The following is a 16200-nucleotide window of genomic DNA, read 5'->3' as shown; positions in this document are numbered from 1 at the left end:
TTTTACTTTATTGTTTTACTTTTCTTCTAAACAAATTAAGACAAAGGATACTTCCTGATAAAATAAACATTCCATAATACATACTACTATCTGTGTAATCACCTGTTCCCGGTGCCACTAAAGCAGGAGATGTACTAGGTTTTGATTCCGCATCTTTTCCCACCTGTGCTGTGGTTGAATCTGTTGATTTATCCACAACATTATCGGTTGTCTTATCATCGCTATTATCTATTGGCTTTTCCTTATCTACTGGTGGTTTAGGTATATCTACAATTGGCTTATTCATTTTATAATACAACTTCAATACCAGACTTTCATCACCATTAATTTTCCCACTGACAATCGTATCACTATGAAATAAGTCCAAGACATAATCTTCATAAGATTCAAAACTTGCAGATACTGTGTGTCCAGTTGTTCCTGCACTTGTAATCTCATCAACTAGTTTGTAAGTTCCATCTTCCTGTTGCAGATAATATTTACTCACATACTTTGTATCAGTATTTGCTTTATAGTATAACGCTAATGTTAACTCACTAGATGATTCTAGCACACCTGTTCTTTGTGTATCAGTGTTGTCATAATCTACTGTATATCCAGCATAACTATTTCCATCTGCATTAACGCTGCTATCTACATAACCAGATTTACTTTCGGCTTCCTCCAGTTTATAGCTCCCATCTTCTTGTTCCATGTAATGTTTTACTGTATAAGTCTTTACTTCTCGTTTCCTATATACAGCCTGATAAGAACTATCTTCATCTACAGTTAGAGGAAATCCATTAACTTTCTGATTGCTATTTATATCTAACCAATAATCAAATTCATAGGAATCATCATTTAACATAGGTGTTTGTGGACCTACAAATACATCACCTTCTAAGTAAACTGTTGAAACTGTAGTTTGCTCATTTCCATCATGACCTAATGTTCCATAATCAAATGTAACTGTATATTTAGGAATTACATCTACAGTGACGGTTCTTGTAATCCCATTTGCTGCTGTAATAGTAATTGTAGTTTGCCCTGCAGATATTCCATACACGTTACCACTTGCATCTACAGTAGCAACACTTAAATCATTTGATACAAACGATACAGTTGTATCAGCAGCAGTTAACGGTTTGATTGTATAAGATAGTGCAATTACATCCTGATAACCAACCTCTACACTTGATGTAGTTTCTATTTCACTAACTCCAATTACGCTATACATATAATCAGCTATTGCATCAGAAGTTGCTTTTTTTAATGTTGCATTAGTAGCAATACCATTTGTACTATGCAAAATTTGCAAATATCCATTAGATGGATTATCTAAAAGAGTATACACAATTGTGCGGAAATCTTCTATTGTTGAATCCCTATCTAGTCCTATTCTACTTTGAGCAAATGCAGATATGCGTGATGTTTCCGTTACAGCCTGATAATAGTTATCCATAATCGTTGCAAAAGATTCTCCACTACTTCTTTGTTGCATAATCAAATATGCATCCAAATCCGAAATCCAGTCAGCTTCACCAAAACTACTGCTTCCTCGAAATAACTCACTTGCTTTACTATATAAAATATCATAATCTGTAGAATTTGATGTCGCATTCATTACATCTTTCGCTAAAGTGGAGTAATCACCACCCCAGCCTCCTACATCTCCATTAATGTTTCCACCTTTTTGAATTGTTGCCATTGTCGCAAACATATGTGTATAATCAATTACTTCTCCACTAGGTGTTGTGATATCATTAATTGCCTTTAAATCTGATACCTGTACATTATCAATTGCAGACTGATTATTTACATACGTAGCAAACTCAGTGTCAACACCACCAGCTAAAGCAGTCCATGTCCAACCAGTATACCTTGTTGAACGAATATAGTTTGTGACTAACCCATCCACATTGGTAAGTGGTTTGTTGTTTGCTTCACAATATTCTTCTGCATATGTTTCCAACAATTCTAATTTTTGAATCATTGTATCCCACTGCATCATTTCATCTGCTTGTATCGTATCTTTATAGTAAAAACCCGACACACTTAAAAGTGTTATAAATGTTATTATAACGATTTGTATTCTTTTTTTCATACTACCCCTCCAAAGGTTTACACTAATTAGACACCTATTTAAGCGAAAAGGTTGACATGAAAAACGAAGATTATGAATCTTCCAGAGAAAGAATCTTAATCTTCGTTTTAATATCCATTAATATTTTATCTGTTGGAACATATAAACCACTTGATAATGATGCACCAACACTCCTTGATAATGCTTCATTCAATAAGACATAAATATCTCCATCTTCACTGTAACACTTTATAATTCCTGCAAGTATGGCATCCAAATAATGTCCATGGATCGGATCTTTTACCATATACGTTGCCGCATATAGTTTTCCATTTAAGCTTACCACCAATTGATGGCTAGAAACATTCAATACAACGATTCGTGCAAGTGATGATAGTTCTTCTCTTACAAAGTTACCAATTTCAAATAACGATTTATGCTGTTTCATATGGAAACTATTCACAATATTCGCATAGTCAATCACTAGCACACTAAAGAATTGTTTAGGATATGCTTTCAAATACTTTGGATGCACACACCCAATCATCAGGCTAGATTTTGCTTTTATCTCACTATGAAGTTCATATACACTTCTGGAATTATTATGATATTCATCTTCGATTACAACACTGATATCATCATTATGAATTCGATCACATACAATACTTGAAAATAATCGCTCTTCCCATTTCTCCAAAATAGGAATTTCTTCAGTATATTCATAATGCTTTTCTTCTTCAACCATCAGTTGAATTCGCATTTCATTTTGAATATTCATCTGAATTGGAAAGAAGTTTTTAATATCATTGGTATACTCATATGTCTGATTACCAACCACTCCATATGTTTGAAACTCTAATCTCATCTTTTCTAAATATCTGCTTAATGAAATAGCAGTATTGTTTAAGCGATAAGTTACAAATTCACTAAAAAATTCTTTATCTTCATTTAGATTTCCACGCACTGTTTTTTCCAGATATGGTAATTTTTCAATCACATGTATCATAACGTATCACCTTCTAACCCTTTTATTATAACATCTATTTTCTTGAAAAGGTCACTAGGTAAAATACTATATACGGTTTGCTCTTCTAATAATAAATCTGCACTATATGCATGAAGAAACATTCCCAGAATCGCAGACTCTAACTCATTTTGTTTTTGTGCATTCAAACCACTAATGATTCCAGCAAGCACATCACCACTGCCACCCTTTGCCAGTCCATTGTTTCCATAGGTATTAATATAAACTCTATCGCCTTGCATCACAAACGACGTTTCACTTTTTAATACTAATGTTATGTTAGGATATTCTGCAGTAAACTGTAATCCATGTTTAATTGGATCATCAACAATCTTATCAACATCAATATTGATCAGCCGAGAGAACTCCTTCATGTGTGGAGTAATAATTAAATGCTCACGATGTTTATAGTGTGGTAATAAATCCTTTAAAGCATACAATCCATCTGCATCAATTAACAAAGGAACATCACTGTCTAATATCACCTGTAAGACATCTACAATATCTTCACTTCTTCCAATCCCACAACCAATCAGCACACAACTATAATTATCCAACTGCTCTTTTAAAACAGTTGTTGCTTCTTTGGTAATCTGTCCGTCTTTTTCAGGTAGTGGAAGATACATACTCTCCAGAACATTGGTTGCAACGATAGAACGTATACTTTCAGGAATTGCACATGTCAGTAAACCACACCCACTGCGAAGAGCTGCGATTGCCGCCATTGAAATGGCTCCACTCATCTTTGTACTTCCACCAACACAAAGAATTTTACCATAAGTTCCTTTATTGGAATGAATACTTCTTTTTGGAAGTAAGCCTTTCATCATTGCCTTATCAGACAAATAAATATTACTATTTACCTCATCAATTAAAATTGGCGGAATTCCGATATCAAGCACAGAAATCTTTCCACTATAGACTCTTCCCGGATATAAATACAATCCTATTTTTGCAGTCTGTAGAGTCAACGTGATATCTGCCTTAACAGCAACCCCCAACACCTTACCATCACTAGAATTAATCCCACTAGGAATATCGACACTAATCACTTTCGCATCGCTTGTATTAATTTTCTCAATAATGTCTTTGTATTTGCCTTCTATATTTCTACTTAAACCAGTACCAAAGATTGCATCTACAATTACATTGTGATTTCCAATCTCACTCGCAAAGTCTAAATGAAGATCTGCACAAAAATCCAAATTAACTCTGCAATCTTCGCTAAGATCTTTCGTTTCTAATGCTAACAGTTCTACCTGATAGCCTTCTCCATAAAATAATCGTGCCAGTACATAACCATCACCACCATTATTTCCACTTCCACACACGATTAAAATACGGTCATCCTTTGATACCATATCTTTTATCGCATAGTATAATTGTGTGCCAGCTTGTTCCATCAATTGAAGACTTGGAATATCATATTCCTCAATTGCTCGTTTATCTACACTAGCCATCTGCTTTCCACTTAATAGTTTCATGATATTCTAATTATACACAAATTTCTCTAAACTGAAAATCATCATAATAGAAACAAAACTCTAGAAATAATAATCAAATTGATTTTATCTCTAGAGTTTTTAATAATTCTATTTTATTTCAATTGCATTCTCACTAATTAAAATGTTTGATGAGAAGAATGCTTTTGCTGCATCTATCAGATATCCTGTATCTTTACTACCAGCAGTTTCATATGCAGAGTGCATTGCCAACTGTGGTAATCCTAAGTCAACAGCTTTCATAGAAACCTTTGTTGATGAGATGTTTCCTAATGTACTTCCACCCATCATATCACTACGATTCGCAAATAACTGAGTTGGTATATTATGCTGCTTACATAAATCCATAAATACTGCATTACTTACTGCATCAGTTGTATAGCGTTGATTTGCATTGTACTTCACTACAATTCCCTTGTTCATGTAAGAGCAGTTAGTTGCATCCAATAGTTCCGGATGATTTGGATGTACGGCGTGAGCGTTATCACAAGAAAGCATAAAACTCTTCGCAATTGCCTGGTAGTAATCATCTGCTTCATATCCTAAAGCTGTATTAATTCGTTGTAGTACATCGTATAAGAATGTAGATCCTGCACCTTGTTTTGTTGAAGAACCTACTTCTTCATTATCAAATGAAGCATAGACACGAATCATATTTTCATTGTTACTTTCTAGAAATCCTTCCAATGTCGCAAATGTACATTGTAGGTTATCCAGTCTTGGAGATGAAATAAATTCTTTCTTCACTCCCCATTCAATTGCCTGGTTGCGGTTATATAACGTCATATCGTGGCCAAGGATTGCTGATACATCAACACCTAGGCTATCTGCCAGAAGTTGCTTGTATGCCCCTTCCTCGCACGCTCCTGCACTAAATAGTGGTAATAAATCCACTTGAGGATTATACTTGAATCCATTGTTTGCATCACGATTCAAATGAATTGCAACATTAGGAATCACAAGTAAATCCTGATCGATTTTTAATAACTTCGATACAATCTGGTTTCCTTCTTTTACCAACACTCTTCCAGCTAATGATAATGGACGATCAAACCAACTTGCATCCAACATCCCACCATAACCTTCGGTGTTTAACTGCAGATAACCACCTTTGCCTTTTAGCTCTGCATTCTCTTTTACTTTAAACGTAGGTGAATCCGTATGTGCTGCTGTTACCTGATAATGGTAATCTGATAATTCTTTACCTACCTGAAACGCAATCACACTTGAATCATTACGTGTTGTGAAATACTTTCCACCTTTTTCTACTTTCCATAATTCAGTTTCAGACAGCTCCTTGAAACCTTCTTTTTCCAATCGGTTTCTGACTTCTTTCACTGCATGGAAATTACTAACACTTTTATTTAAAAAAGATATTAATTCATCATTTTTATACATATTTACCTCCCGTATCCTGCTTTCTTAAGTATATCACTTCTTTATCTCACTATCCAATTATATGAAAGTTACTACCAGTACCCTCGCTTATACATTTCAAAATCAAATAATCGTTGATGAAATGCTTCCTCACTCTTTCCTCGAATCAGATAATCAATAAATGGGCGTTCCATAAAATATTCACTAATTAATTTAATATATTCTGGCAACCTACTTAACTCCTTCTTTGCAGGACAAACCAAAGCAATTACCTTGATACTATGTTCTCTCCACTTTGTAGGAACTTCATTAATAATAAAACTAATTTTGGTTTTGCTTAAATCAGAAGAAAACATATGAGGAATTGCTACAAAACTATGAAATGCTGTAGATGATAACTGCTCTCGCTTTTTTACTGCCTTGATATCTTCTATACTTAACCCCATCTGTTTACCCAAATAATCAATATAAGCTTCCTCATCCTTAAGGTATACATCACCAGCATAGCTAACTTCACTGTTGGCAATCAGTTCTTTCATAACTGCTTTCAGTTTGCTTTGGTCATAATAATGTAACACCTTATTAATTTCATAATGATCTTCCTGTTTTAATATTGGTGAAACTAATGCATGAAATTTAAAGTTTGCCAGATGTGAATCACGATAGGTTGAAATAATCATTACTCGTTTATCTTTATACTCATCTGATACCTCTTTTAAATTACTAACCACTTCAATGATTTCCATTAATTCACCATAACTGTTTTTAAATGATGCAATAAAGATTTCTTCCATTGCTAAGTAATTTCCGATTACTAAAATACATGGAATCTTTGGTTTTTCAACATTTAAATAAAATCCATACTGAAGTGCCAGAAATGTAATATGTTCATCCTGTAAATGTACATCATACACTTCATTAATATTTTTTGCAGATAGTACAGCCAGTTCAAAATAATCAGAATTATGTTTTTTCATATCCAATACAAATGGATTATCTACAACCTCATCCAGACGTATCTTTTTTACTAATTGACGTACTTGAAATGCAAATAGAAACAGATATTTTTCACTTACCTCAAAAGGATAGATTACTCTAATTCTATCAATAATTTCTTTGATTGTACGTTGTTCATTTTGCGTGATTAATCCTACCCAGGATTTCCAGTTACTACTAATTGTCATATGATCAATCACCAATTCAATTAGATAATATAACTCATAGCTACTAAGCGTATATTCAAACTTAGACTCTAACTGTTCTTTCATTTTTTCAAAGTAAGCATGCTTTTCTTTTGGATAATGAGGAATTTCTTTATTCTTTAGTTCAAACCCGCTTTGAATTCTTTTCACACTAATTAATAAATGCATAATAAACGAAGATAAAAAGAACGTATTGATTAACAGTCCATCAAAATTTGAGTTAATCAGTTCTTTCATCTTATTATAATCATCATTTACTTTATCATCACTAAACAATACATGATTATAAATCATTTTCTGTTGTAGCCAGACAAATAGGATTTGGCGAATGTGTTGTTCATCACCAACCAGCGATACGATAAACTTATTCTTATGTATCATTACCTGTTGCTGTTTTGCCTGTTCACGCATCATCTGCAATTCACGTTCAATTGTAGAAGTGCTAACGTGTAATTCTTCCGCTACTTCAAAGATATCAACTTCTTCATTACACAAAAAGACTTCCGCAATATAAATAATCCGCTCTATTGATGGATCCATTGCATCATTACGATTAATCTTATAAGAATCTAAAATATATCCTTCTTTCGCTGAAGTTATTAATTTTTCATTTTGATTGATTGCAGTTACATAGTTACGTATCGTTCTAGTTGATACATTCAAAAGCTGAGCCAGTCTTCTAGCACTCACCCATCCTTTTTCATAATATAAGTAATCCAATAACTGCTGGTGTCGTTTTGTTGTGTCCATACTTCTATTCTATATGGCTAAGGATAAATTCGCAAACATATTATTTCAAAGAATTTCCTCTGGAAAATCTATCGAGGAAATATATTTATTTGTAAGAATAACAGGGAAAGAATAAACTGAAATTAGATACAGGAGGACATAGAACATGAATAAATTTCAACCATTTACAAAATTCCCTGATAACTTTTTATGGGGTGGTGCCATTGCTGCCAATCAGGCAGAAGGTGCATGGAATGAACATCGTAAAGGAATATCAATTGCAGATGTAGAATTATATAATGCGAATTTGGATCGTAAGAAAATTCATGGATTCGCACATACATTAGACGAAATTAAAACCGTATTAAATGACGAAGAAGGATATTATCCAAAACGTTATGCAATTGATTTCTATCATACATTTAAAGAAGATCTAGCATTAATGAAAGAAATGGGAATGAAGTGTTTTCGAACTTCTATTAACTGGACTCGTCTATTTCCGAACGGTGATGAAGAAATGCCCAATGAAGATGGATTAAAATTCTATGATGAACTAATTGATGAAATCATTAAGAATGGAATGGAACCAATCATTACGATTTCACATTATGAGATGCCACTATACTTAGTTATTAACTATGATGGCTGGAACAATCGTAAAGTAATCGACTTCTTTATGAATTATGCAAAAGTAGTAATGAACCGCTACAAAGATAAAGTAAAATACTGGATTCCATTTAACCAGATCAACCTTACATACTGCGGATTATTTATTCCTTTTGGAATCTTGGAAGATCAGGTAGAAAATACAGAGAATGCAACGTGGCAGGCATTACACCACCAGTTCTTAGCGAATGCATTATGTGTAAAGTATGCAAAAGAAATCAATCCTGAAATGCAGATAGGAATGATGCTAGCGGATACGGTTGTACATCCTAAGACATGTAAACCAGAAGATTTAATGAGGACACTAAAAAAGAATCAGATGCAACATGTGTTCTGTGATGTAATGTTGGATGGAGAATATCCAAGACATTTGAATCGTTACTTTGATGAACATAAGATTTCATTTAAGATGGAACGTGGAGATGAAGAGATTCTAAAACTTTATCCTTCTGACTTTATGTCATTTAGTTACTATTATAGTAAAGTAAATACGGCTCAACACTCAGACCATCCATATGACCTTGATAAGAACCCTTACTTAGATGAAAGTGAATGGGGATGGGAAATTGATCCTGTTGGTATTCGTAACGCTTTAAACAACTACTATGACCGTTACAAGAAACCAATTATGATTGCGGAGAATGGTTTGGGATGGATTGACAAGGTAGAAGACGGTACGGTTCATGATGATTATCGTATTAAGTATTTAGGAGATCATATTGCGCAAATGAAGGAAGCAATCAAAGATGGTGTAGAACTATTTGCCTATTGTATGTGGTCACCAATTGATATTGTAAGTTGTTCAACTTCGGAGATGAGTAAACGTTATGGCTTCATCTATGTTGATATTGATGACTTAGGTAATGGAAGTAAACAGCGATTAAGAAAAGATAGTTTCTACTGGTATCAAAAAGTAATCAGTAGTAATGGAGAAGAACTATAAGAAAAAAAGATATCTTGAATTATAATTTCAAGATATCTTTTACGTTATACTTCTATTTGTTTTGCTTTGTCTCGCCTTGCAATTGCTGGCATAATTAATCCCAAACCTAGCAATACGAATGGAGTTAAGATATTCATTGCAATATGTGCAATGTCTCCACTAAACATACCAATCAGACATGCAAATGCAGTAAAGAAGAAACACCATCCTCCTGCAATTAATCCTAATGTTTTACTCTTGGTAAACTGATAGTCTGAATCAAACTTCTGTTTTGCTTTCTTAAGCGCAATGTACGCTACAAAGACCCATAGATACCGCAGCGGCATCGTTACTGAGTTCAGTTGTATCAGTGCTTCAAACATTCCATTTACGTCTCCAGGAAGTAATCCTGGAACGATAATTAAAATGGATACAATAATAACTACTACTTTAATCCCATTTGTATATACAGTCTTATCATTTTGTTTTAGTAACCATTTAGGAATGTAATCAGTATCCGCAGAATCTAATAACATTCGAAGTGGTGCATCAATTGATACAATTAATACTGATAATTGTGCAACTACATTACATAGAGCGTAAACAATTAAGAATAAATTACCAACTCCATAATAGGCACCTAATTGTTGGAATGCATAATAAGCACCATTCATCATCAGATCATTAGGGATGTTTTGAGGATCAAACATCATACCCAGAGACAATGTACCTAGAATAGCAGTAGAAGCAACCATGATAGCCAAGAAGATCATTCCTTTAGGAAATCCTTTACTAGGGTCCTTCATCTTATTAACATATGGTGAAATACGTTCAGCACCACCTACTGCAAATACTAAAATAGATAAAGATGTCAGAAACTTCCAGTCAAATGCTGGTAAGAATGAATCCAGACTCCAATCAATTGCATGGGTATTTCCAGGAACAATTGCTGGTGCTGCAACCATCAACAGAATAAACAACAGGGACATAATGAACATGGAAGAACCTGCGATTGTTGCAATATTTTTAAGTGGATTAATTCCTTTGGTTGTAATCCATGCGAATAGTAAAAAGACAACTAAACACCCAATCTGTAATACCAGAGGGTTCATATCATTTACATATTCTGCACTTCCTGTAACTGCCCAACTAAGTGCAATTAATGCACTCTGGGGTTTTTGCGAGATATATGGCATATGTACAACCCAATATGTCCATCCTGCATAATATGCAATCTTAGGACCTATGGTTTCCTTAATCCAAGAACTAACTCCTCCCCCAAACTTTTTAAACGCAGAACCTAATTCTCCAACCATTAAGGCATACGGCACAAAATATAGTGCAAACATTAAAATCCAAGATATAATTGCTTTTAAACCATCATATTTGGCAAATCCATTTACAACATTTCCAAAACTCCAAACTGAAGCAAACGCCATAAAAGCAAGATTATACCATAACAACTTCTTTGAACTTTTCATTTCCTTTCCTCCCAATATAAATATATAGATATATTATAGAATTTAAATAGCACAACTACAATTTTAATAACCGACTAATATTTCATTTTATTGTCATTTACTATATAATGTATGTAGTGTTTTGGAGGAACGATATGAACGTAAATAAATTTAACCAGTTAGCTTCTGATCTTGGCTACAATCAAACAGAAGCACAGCACTTAAAAAATGTGTATACAACATCACATAATGGTTTCCCAGTGTCTTTATCACTTGGAATGCCTGCCCTAGCAAATGTAGCAAACGGATTACCTGTATTAACGATTTATCTTGCAGATGATGCAACAACAGAAAAAGCAACAAATGAATACAGTCCAAAGAATATTGGTAAGCTTTTAAATCAGGAACTAAAACAAGATAAGATAAAAGTATATCCAATGAAGAATCAACTTCATTTTGTTTTAAAGATTTCTAAGAAAGACGAACCACATTCTTATATGAATCATCTTTACTCAGTAATTGATTCTGTACTCAACGAACAAGGTATACGTGCAAACTATACTTGTCCTGCATGTGGACAAGGAAACTGTGATTCAATGTATTTTAATGAATCAAACAGTTTAACACCTGCACATGGCAGCTGTAAATCAAGTCTTATTGAACAAACTACCCAAAACTATGCAGAGAAAGAAAAGAATTCAAAATTTCTTCTTGGCCTTGTTGGGTTAATTGGAGGAGGTATCGTTGGTGCTCTTCCTAGTATCTTATTAATGGTATTTATGGAAACTGAATTCTTATACCTGTTTGCATTAATTCCATTAGGATCATTTTATGGATATAAATTATTAGGTGGTGAACCAGGAATTGTTCCTACGATCCTAGTAATTGTTTGGACTTTGTTTATGGTCTATGCATCTTATATAGCTGCACTATACTTTATGAATGATCAATGGTACTCAATTCAATATTTTGTTAAGCGTATCTATTATGGTGGATTCAGTTTATTCCTTGAACTTATGTGGTTTGGTTACCTTTCTGCATTCCTAGGTTTAATCCCTACGGTTATGGAAGGTATGAATACTGCAAACAAGAAAGCAAAAGCATTTACTAAATCAATTGAAAATATGCAAGGATATACACCAAGCAATGAAATCTACACAGAAGTTGAAGAACCTCAACCACAAGTACAAGTGACTGAAAAAGAAACTACTCATGTAGATCCAGAAATATTATAGACAACTGAATATACAAAAAAACCAATCCTACTTTGGATTGGTTTTTAGTTGGTCAAATAATTGTTCAAGTTCTTTTCGATTTATTGAATTATAATATTTTCCTATTCGTACAGTTTGTGTTGACGTAATGTTATCATCAATATCTTCTAATCTTTTCTTATGATTTTCTTTACGTCGAACCATAAAGTCTTCAATGAAACTAACTTCACAATTTATTTCCCAAAGAAAAGGAAACTGTTTAATATCATTAATTTTATGAATACTATAGTATTTGTAGTTTGCTCTTCTACTTCTACTCCCTGAATCACCACATATAAAATAGAATTTCTTATCTCCTATATATATTAATTCAGTCTCTTCAGGGAAATGAAATAGTGGTATCTTATTAAGAATCTTATTAATTAACCATACCAATATAGAAATCATAATTAAGACAAGTATAATAGCAATCCCTATATTCATCATTACCACTCCTATAAGATAAGACAACCCAAATATAACAACAGGTAAGACCACAATTACAACAATCAAAACAGCATAAAAATAGAACAGTAATCTTATTGGTAAATATCGAACCATACTTTTCTTTAACTGATTTAACTCCATACTCCCTCACTTTACTTATTTCTATTATATCAGGAAACAACTAAAAATATCCCTTCATTAACTCCTCGACCCACTCAGGAACAGTAGCACCTTCTTTTAAATCATACATTGGATAATATGGCTTAATATCTAAAACTGGTGTCCCATCTATTGCATCTAAACCTCTTACAGTTAAAGTCCTCTCATCAACTGAGACAACAGATACTGCAGTCATTCCAATTTGATTAGGACGATCCTTTCCACGTTGTGAAAAGATACCTACTAATGGCATATCTTCACGATTTTGAGCTCTACGTTTCAGATGTTTTTCTTTCTCATACTTTGCCTTATCCAAATAATAGATAATAATCACATGTGAAAAATCCTGTAAGCCTTCTAATCCTCCTGCATACTCCTCATTCAATTCTATAATTGATATATCTTTTCCCCACGAAGTATCTTTCTTTTTATCCACTTCGTTCTTTACTACTGCGATTTCTGTCATTGTAATGTTCATAATACTCCCTCTTTTTCTAGATTGTAACGGTTTTTTCATCCTTTAGCAACATACAATCATCTTCAGACTAAGAGAATATTTATTTGCATCACTATTTTTATACTAATTAATTCTAAAATAAATTAATCTTTATACTGCCTTAATTAACTATCTTTTTTTATCCATATAGTTTTATAATATTATGTAATTAACTTTTCACTAATAAAAGTTCTACTGTCATATACAACCGCTTTCTTATCATTTATTAAAATCACTTGATCGTAAAGTTTAACTGTTTCTGGTATTAGTTTATGTGAAATTGCAATTATTGATAAGTCATCTCTCTTCAATAAATTTTCTTCAATTGAAATCATAGTTTTTTCATCTAATGAAGAAAATGCCTCATCCAAAAACAACCATTCTTTTTTATTATAAATTGCTCTAGCTAAATTTATTCTCTGTAATTCTCCTCCACTTATTTCTGGAGCGTCATCAGCAAATTTGTATTTTGATTTTTTAGCAAATTCTTCTAGATTCAAAATACTTAGTATATCTTCAAAATTACTATCATTTTTGTTATTCAGAGTTATATTGGTTTTTAAATCAAATGGCAGAAGATAATCCTTTTGTGTTAAATAAGAAAAGTGTGATGCATAAGAACTAAATGTAACATCAGATAATCTATATTTATTAACACTTATATTCATACTAGTTTGCTGCTTTGCAATTAACTCCAGCAATGTTGACTTCCCACAACCACTTTTCCCAACAATTAAATATTTATTTCCTCTCTCAAATATTAAATTTACATCCTTTAAAACCAATTTATCCTCATAAGCAAAACTAAGATTCGAAACATTAATATTCTCTAGTGGCTTTTCCATAACTATCGTACCATCACTTGGAACATACTTTAATTTCTCTTCAAACTCCATAAGAATTGGAACACTCGCATTTATACTATTTTTAAGATTTATATAATTTGATATTGGCATAATAATCATATTACTAGCCTGTACAATACCAATAAGTTTCCCTACAGTAAGCATCCCTGAATTAATTAGAACCACACCAAACAGCAAAGTACCAAAAAACATGATTTGTGAAAAGGCTGTATTCATAGCAGAAACTATTTTCATAAACCCATTTGATTTAACTGTCTTTATTTCCAAATCTCGATTAGACTTATCCAACAGTTCTTCAAATTTATTTTCAATTGAATAATTTCGAATCACTTTAAAATTAACACAAAAATTCTTTATTACTTTTATCCATCTCTGTTGTGATTCCAGTAGTTTCTTTTGATTCTTTTTAAATTGATCTGAAAACAATTGATTTAAAAGTAATATACTTAATCCACATATATATAGAAATAGCAAAATTCCCAGACTTAACATTCCTATGTAAATACTCCCTAATATAAAAGATATAAACAGGAAAAATACATTTAATTTTGCAGATATATATTGCTCCGTAATTACATTCACTTCATTATTTAATTCATTTATAATCATACTGCTATCATATTTCTTGAATTCATTTGGATACATTTTTAAATATGTACCATATAATCCTTTGTTCAAATTAAAACGTATTTTATTTTTTAAAACTTCAACAACAAATTGTTGAAATACTATAATCATTAAATAAAAACCCAGAAAAATCAATACGATCCAAATTCCTGAAGTAACAGACTCAACAAGTTTTTGATTATCAAAAATTTCACTCATCAAAATTGACTTTGCGATATCCATACATGAATATAATACAATTAGAAATAGTGAAACTAGATATAACAGTTTGTTATTTTTCACTAATTTAAACATATTTTACTGTACCTTCAAATTTTTTTAAAATCATCAGTAAGTGTCCATCTATAATTTCTGTAGCTATTTCTTCAAAAATCTCTAATCCATTTTTCTTCATCAAAGAGCAATCTTTAAAGCTAAATGACTCTTTTGCAGCAAAACATTGCGCACAGTTCCATGACATAAAGCAACCTCTACATTTTGAGTATGAATTTTTATCTAATAATCTTATAAATTCTTGTCTTTTACTTTCAAAGGAAATACTATCAAAGTTATTTAAATTTCCAAGCAAATATTTATTTCCTTTATCAATTAGTAAATGACATGGATAAATCTTTCCGTCAGAATCAATATTAATTAATTGTGTTCCAGCACTACAAAAGAAGCATTGATTTACTTTGGTAAAGAAACCTATTATCAATTCTCTAGTCCTACTTATTGGAATATATTCGTTATCTATGATTTCCTTAATGTCTTTTTTCGGATTTGTAAATTTGATTTGTCTACTTTCTCCAAATAGATCAATTACGGAAATATTTCTACAACCAAATGTTTTCGTCAAATACTTTGAAACTTCATTCTTTGATTTCTTAGATTCCCCATCATATGTTGCTTCTATTGATTGAGTATTATCTTTATAATATGCATAATTACCAACAATTTTTTCGAATGATCCTGCACCATTCTTATAAATACGATTTCTGTCATTGTCTTCTTTCTCGCCATCTACAGATAATGTGAACTTAATATCATACTCTCTAATTAATGACTTCAATTCATCATTCATAATGGTTCCATTTGTCTGACAATAAAACTTCATTTTATCACGTACTTTTCTCGCCTTCTCACAAATCATTCTAATTCCTTCTAAATTTAATAAAGGTTCTCCTCCAAAAAATGTAATATACTCAACACTAGGATATTGAATTAAAAAATCTATTAGCTCATCAATTAATTCCCCTGAAAAAAAACATTCCGTTTTGTTATAAGTACCTTCATTTGCAAAGCAGTATTTACATTTTAAATTACAAAAGTTTGTCATATTGATTTTTACAATTTTAAGCAATCTGTTTTCTTTTTTTTGAAAATTAAAATAGTCTTTAAACAAACTCTTTTCTTCAGATAATGTACC

At 32.2% G+C, this 16200-nt stretch carries 12 protein-coding genes; 2 read left to right on the top strand and 10 right to left on the bottom strand.

The features are described 5' to 3' along the window. Positions 1 to 7 precede the first annotated feature (7 nt). The 5 genes from J2S15_RS09820 to J2S15_RS09800 form a co-directional block, all read right to left on the bottom strand. A complete protein-coding gene (locus J2S15_RS09820; RefSeq protein WP_307407800.1) occupies positions 8 to 2083 on the bottom strand; it encodes an Ig-like domain-containing protein in 2076 nt (691 codons plus the stop codon). Between the two features lie 70 nt (positions 2084 to 2153). After that, a complete protein-coding gene (locus tag J2S15_RS09815; RefSeq protein WP_307407798.1) occupies positions 2154 to 3068 on the bottom strand; it encodes a hypothetical protein in 915 nt (304 codons plus the stop codon). After that, positions 3065 to 4570, bottom strand: a complete 1506-nt coding sequence (locus tag J2S15_RS09810) for an NAD(P)H-hydrate dehydratase (RefSeq protein ID WP_307407796.1) — start codon at positions 4568 to 4570, stop codon at positions 3065 to 3067. Before J2S15_RS09810 ends, J2S15_RS09815 begins: the two co-directional genes overlap by 4 nt. A gap of 108 nt (positions 4571 to 4678) precedes the next feature. Beyond that, positions 4679 to 5986: a M18 family aminopeptidase gene (locus J2S15_RS09805; protein ID WP_307407794.1), complete on the bottom strand. Its 1308-nt coding sequence runs from the start codon at positions 5984 to 5986 to the stop codon at positions 4679 to 4681. A 71-nt stretch (positions 5987 to 6057) separates the two neighbouring features. After that, positions 6058 to 7917, bottom strand: coding sequence for a BglG family transcription antiterminator (locus J2S15_RS09800; RefSeq protein ID WP_307407792.1), 1860 nt, complete (start codon positions 7915 to 7917; stop codon positions 6058 to 6060). A gap of 145 nt (positions 7918 to 8062) precedes the next feature. Between J2S15_RS09800 and J2S15_RS09795 the strand changes: the two genes are divergently transcribed. Further along, entirely contained in the window at positions 8063 to 9505 is a 1443-nt protein-coding gene (locus J2S15_RS09795; protein WP_307407790.1) for a glycoside hydrolase family 1 protein, read from the top strand. 44 nt (positions 9506 to 9549) lie between these two features. On the opposite strand, the gene J2S15_RS09790 is transcribed toward J2S15_RS09795, so the two are convergent. Continuing rightward, positions 9550 to 10965 (bottom strand): APC family permease, encoded by a 1416-nt coding sequence (locus J2S15_RS09790; protein WP_307407788.1) that lies wholly within the window; start codon positions 10963 to 10965, stop codon positions 9550 to 9552. 134 nt (positions 10966 to 11099) lie between these two features. On the opposite strand from J2S15_RS09790, the gene J2S15_RS09785 reads away from it, so the two are divergent. After that, on the top strand, positions 11100 to 12179 hold the full coding sequence (locus J2S15_RS09785; protein WP_307407786.1) for a hypothetical protein: 1080 nt from the start codon (positions 11100 to 11102) through the stop codon (positions 12177 to 12179). Between the two features lie 27 nt (positions 12180 to 12206). Here J2S15_RS09785 and J2S15_RS09780 read toward each other — a convergent pair whose 3' ends face one another. The 4 genes from J2S15_RS09780 to J2S15_RS09765 form a co-directional block, all read right to left on the bottom strand. Beyond that, positions 12207 to 12785 carry a hypothetical protein gene (locus J2S15_RS09780; protein WP_307407784.1) on the bottom strand — a complete coding sequence of 193 codons (579 nt, stop codon included), beginning with the start codon at positions 12783 to 12785 and terminating at the stop codon, positions 12207 to 12209. Between the two features lie 40 nt (positions 12786 to 12825). Further along, on the bottom strand, positions 12826 to 13281 hold the full coding sequence (gene tsaA / locus J2S15_RS09775) for a tRNA (N6-threonylcarbamoyladenosine(37)-N6)-methyltransferase TrmO (protein WP_307407782.1): 456 nt from the start codon (positions 13279 to 13281) through the stop codon (positions 12826 to 12828). Positions 13282 to 13460: 179 nt separating this feature from the next. Next, a complete protein-coding gene (locus tag J2S15_RS09770) occupies positions 13461 to 15086 on the bottom strand; it encodes an ATP-binding cassette domain-containing protein (RefSeq protein ID WP_307407780.1) in 1626 nt (541 codons plus the stop codon). Then, complete coding sequence (locus J2S15_RS09765; RefSeq protein ID WP_307408251.1) at positions 15079 to 16110, bottom strand: radical SAM/SPASM domain-containing protein; 1032 nt, start codon at positions 16108 to 16110, stop codon at positions 15079 to 15081. The genes J2S15_RS09770 and J2S15_RS09765 overlap by 8 nt, the downstream gene beginning before the upstream one ends. Positions 16111 to 16200: the final 90 nt, after the last annotated feature.

Source organism: Breznakia pachnodae (genome assembly GCF_030814225.1).
In the GTDB taxonomy this organism is placed as follows: Bacteria; Bacillota_I; Bacilli_A; order Erysipelotrichales; family Erysipelotrichaceae; genus Breznakia; species Breznakia pachnodae.
Note: the sequence above shows the minus strand (reverse complement) of the source record. Positions and strands in the feature narration are given on the sequence as shown.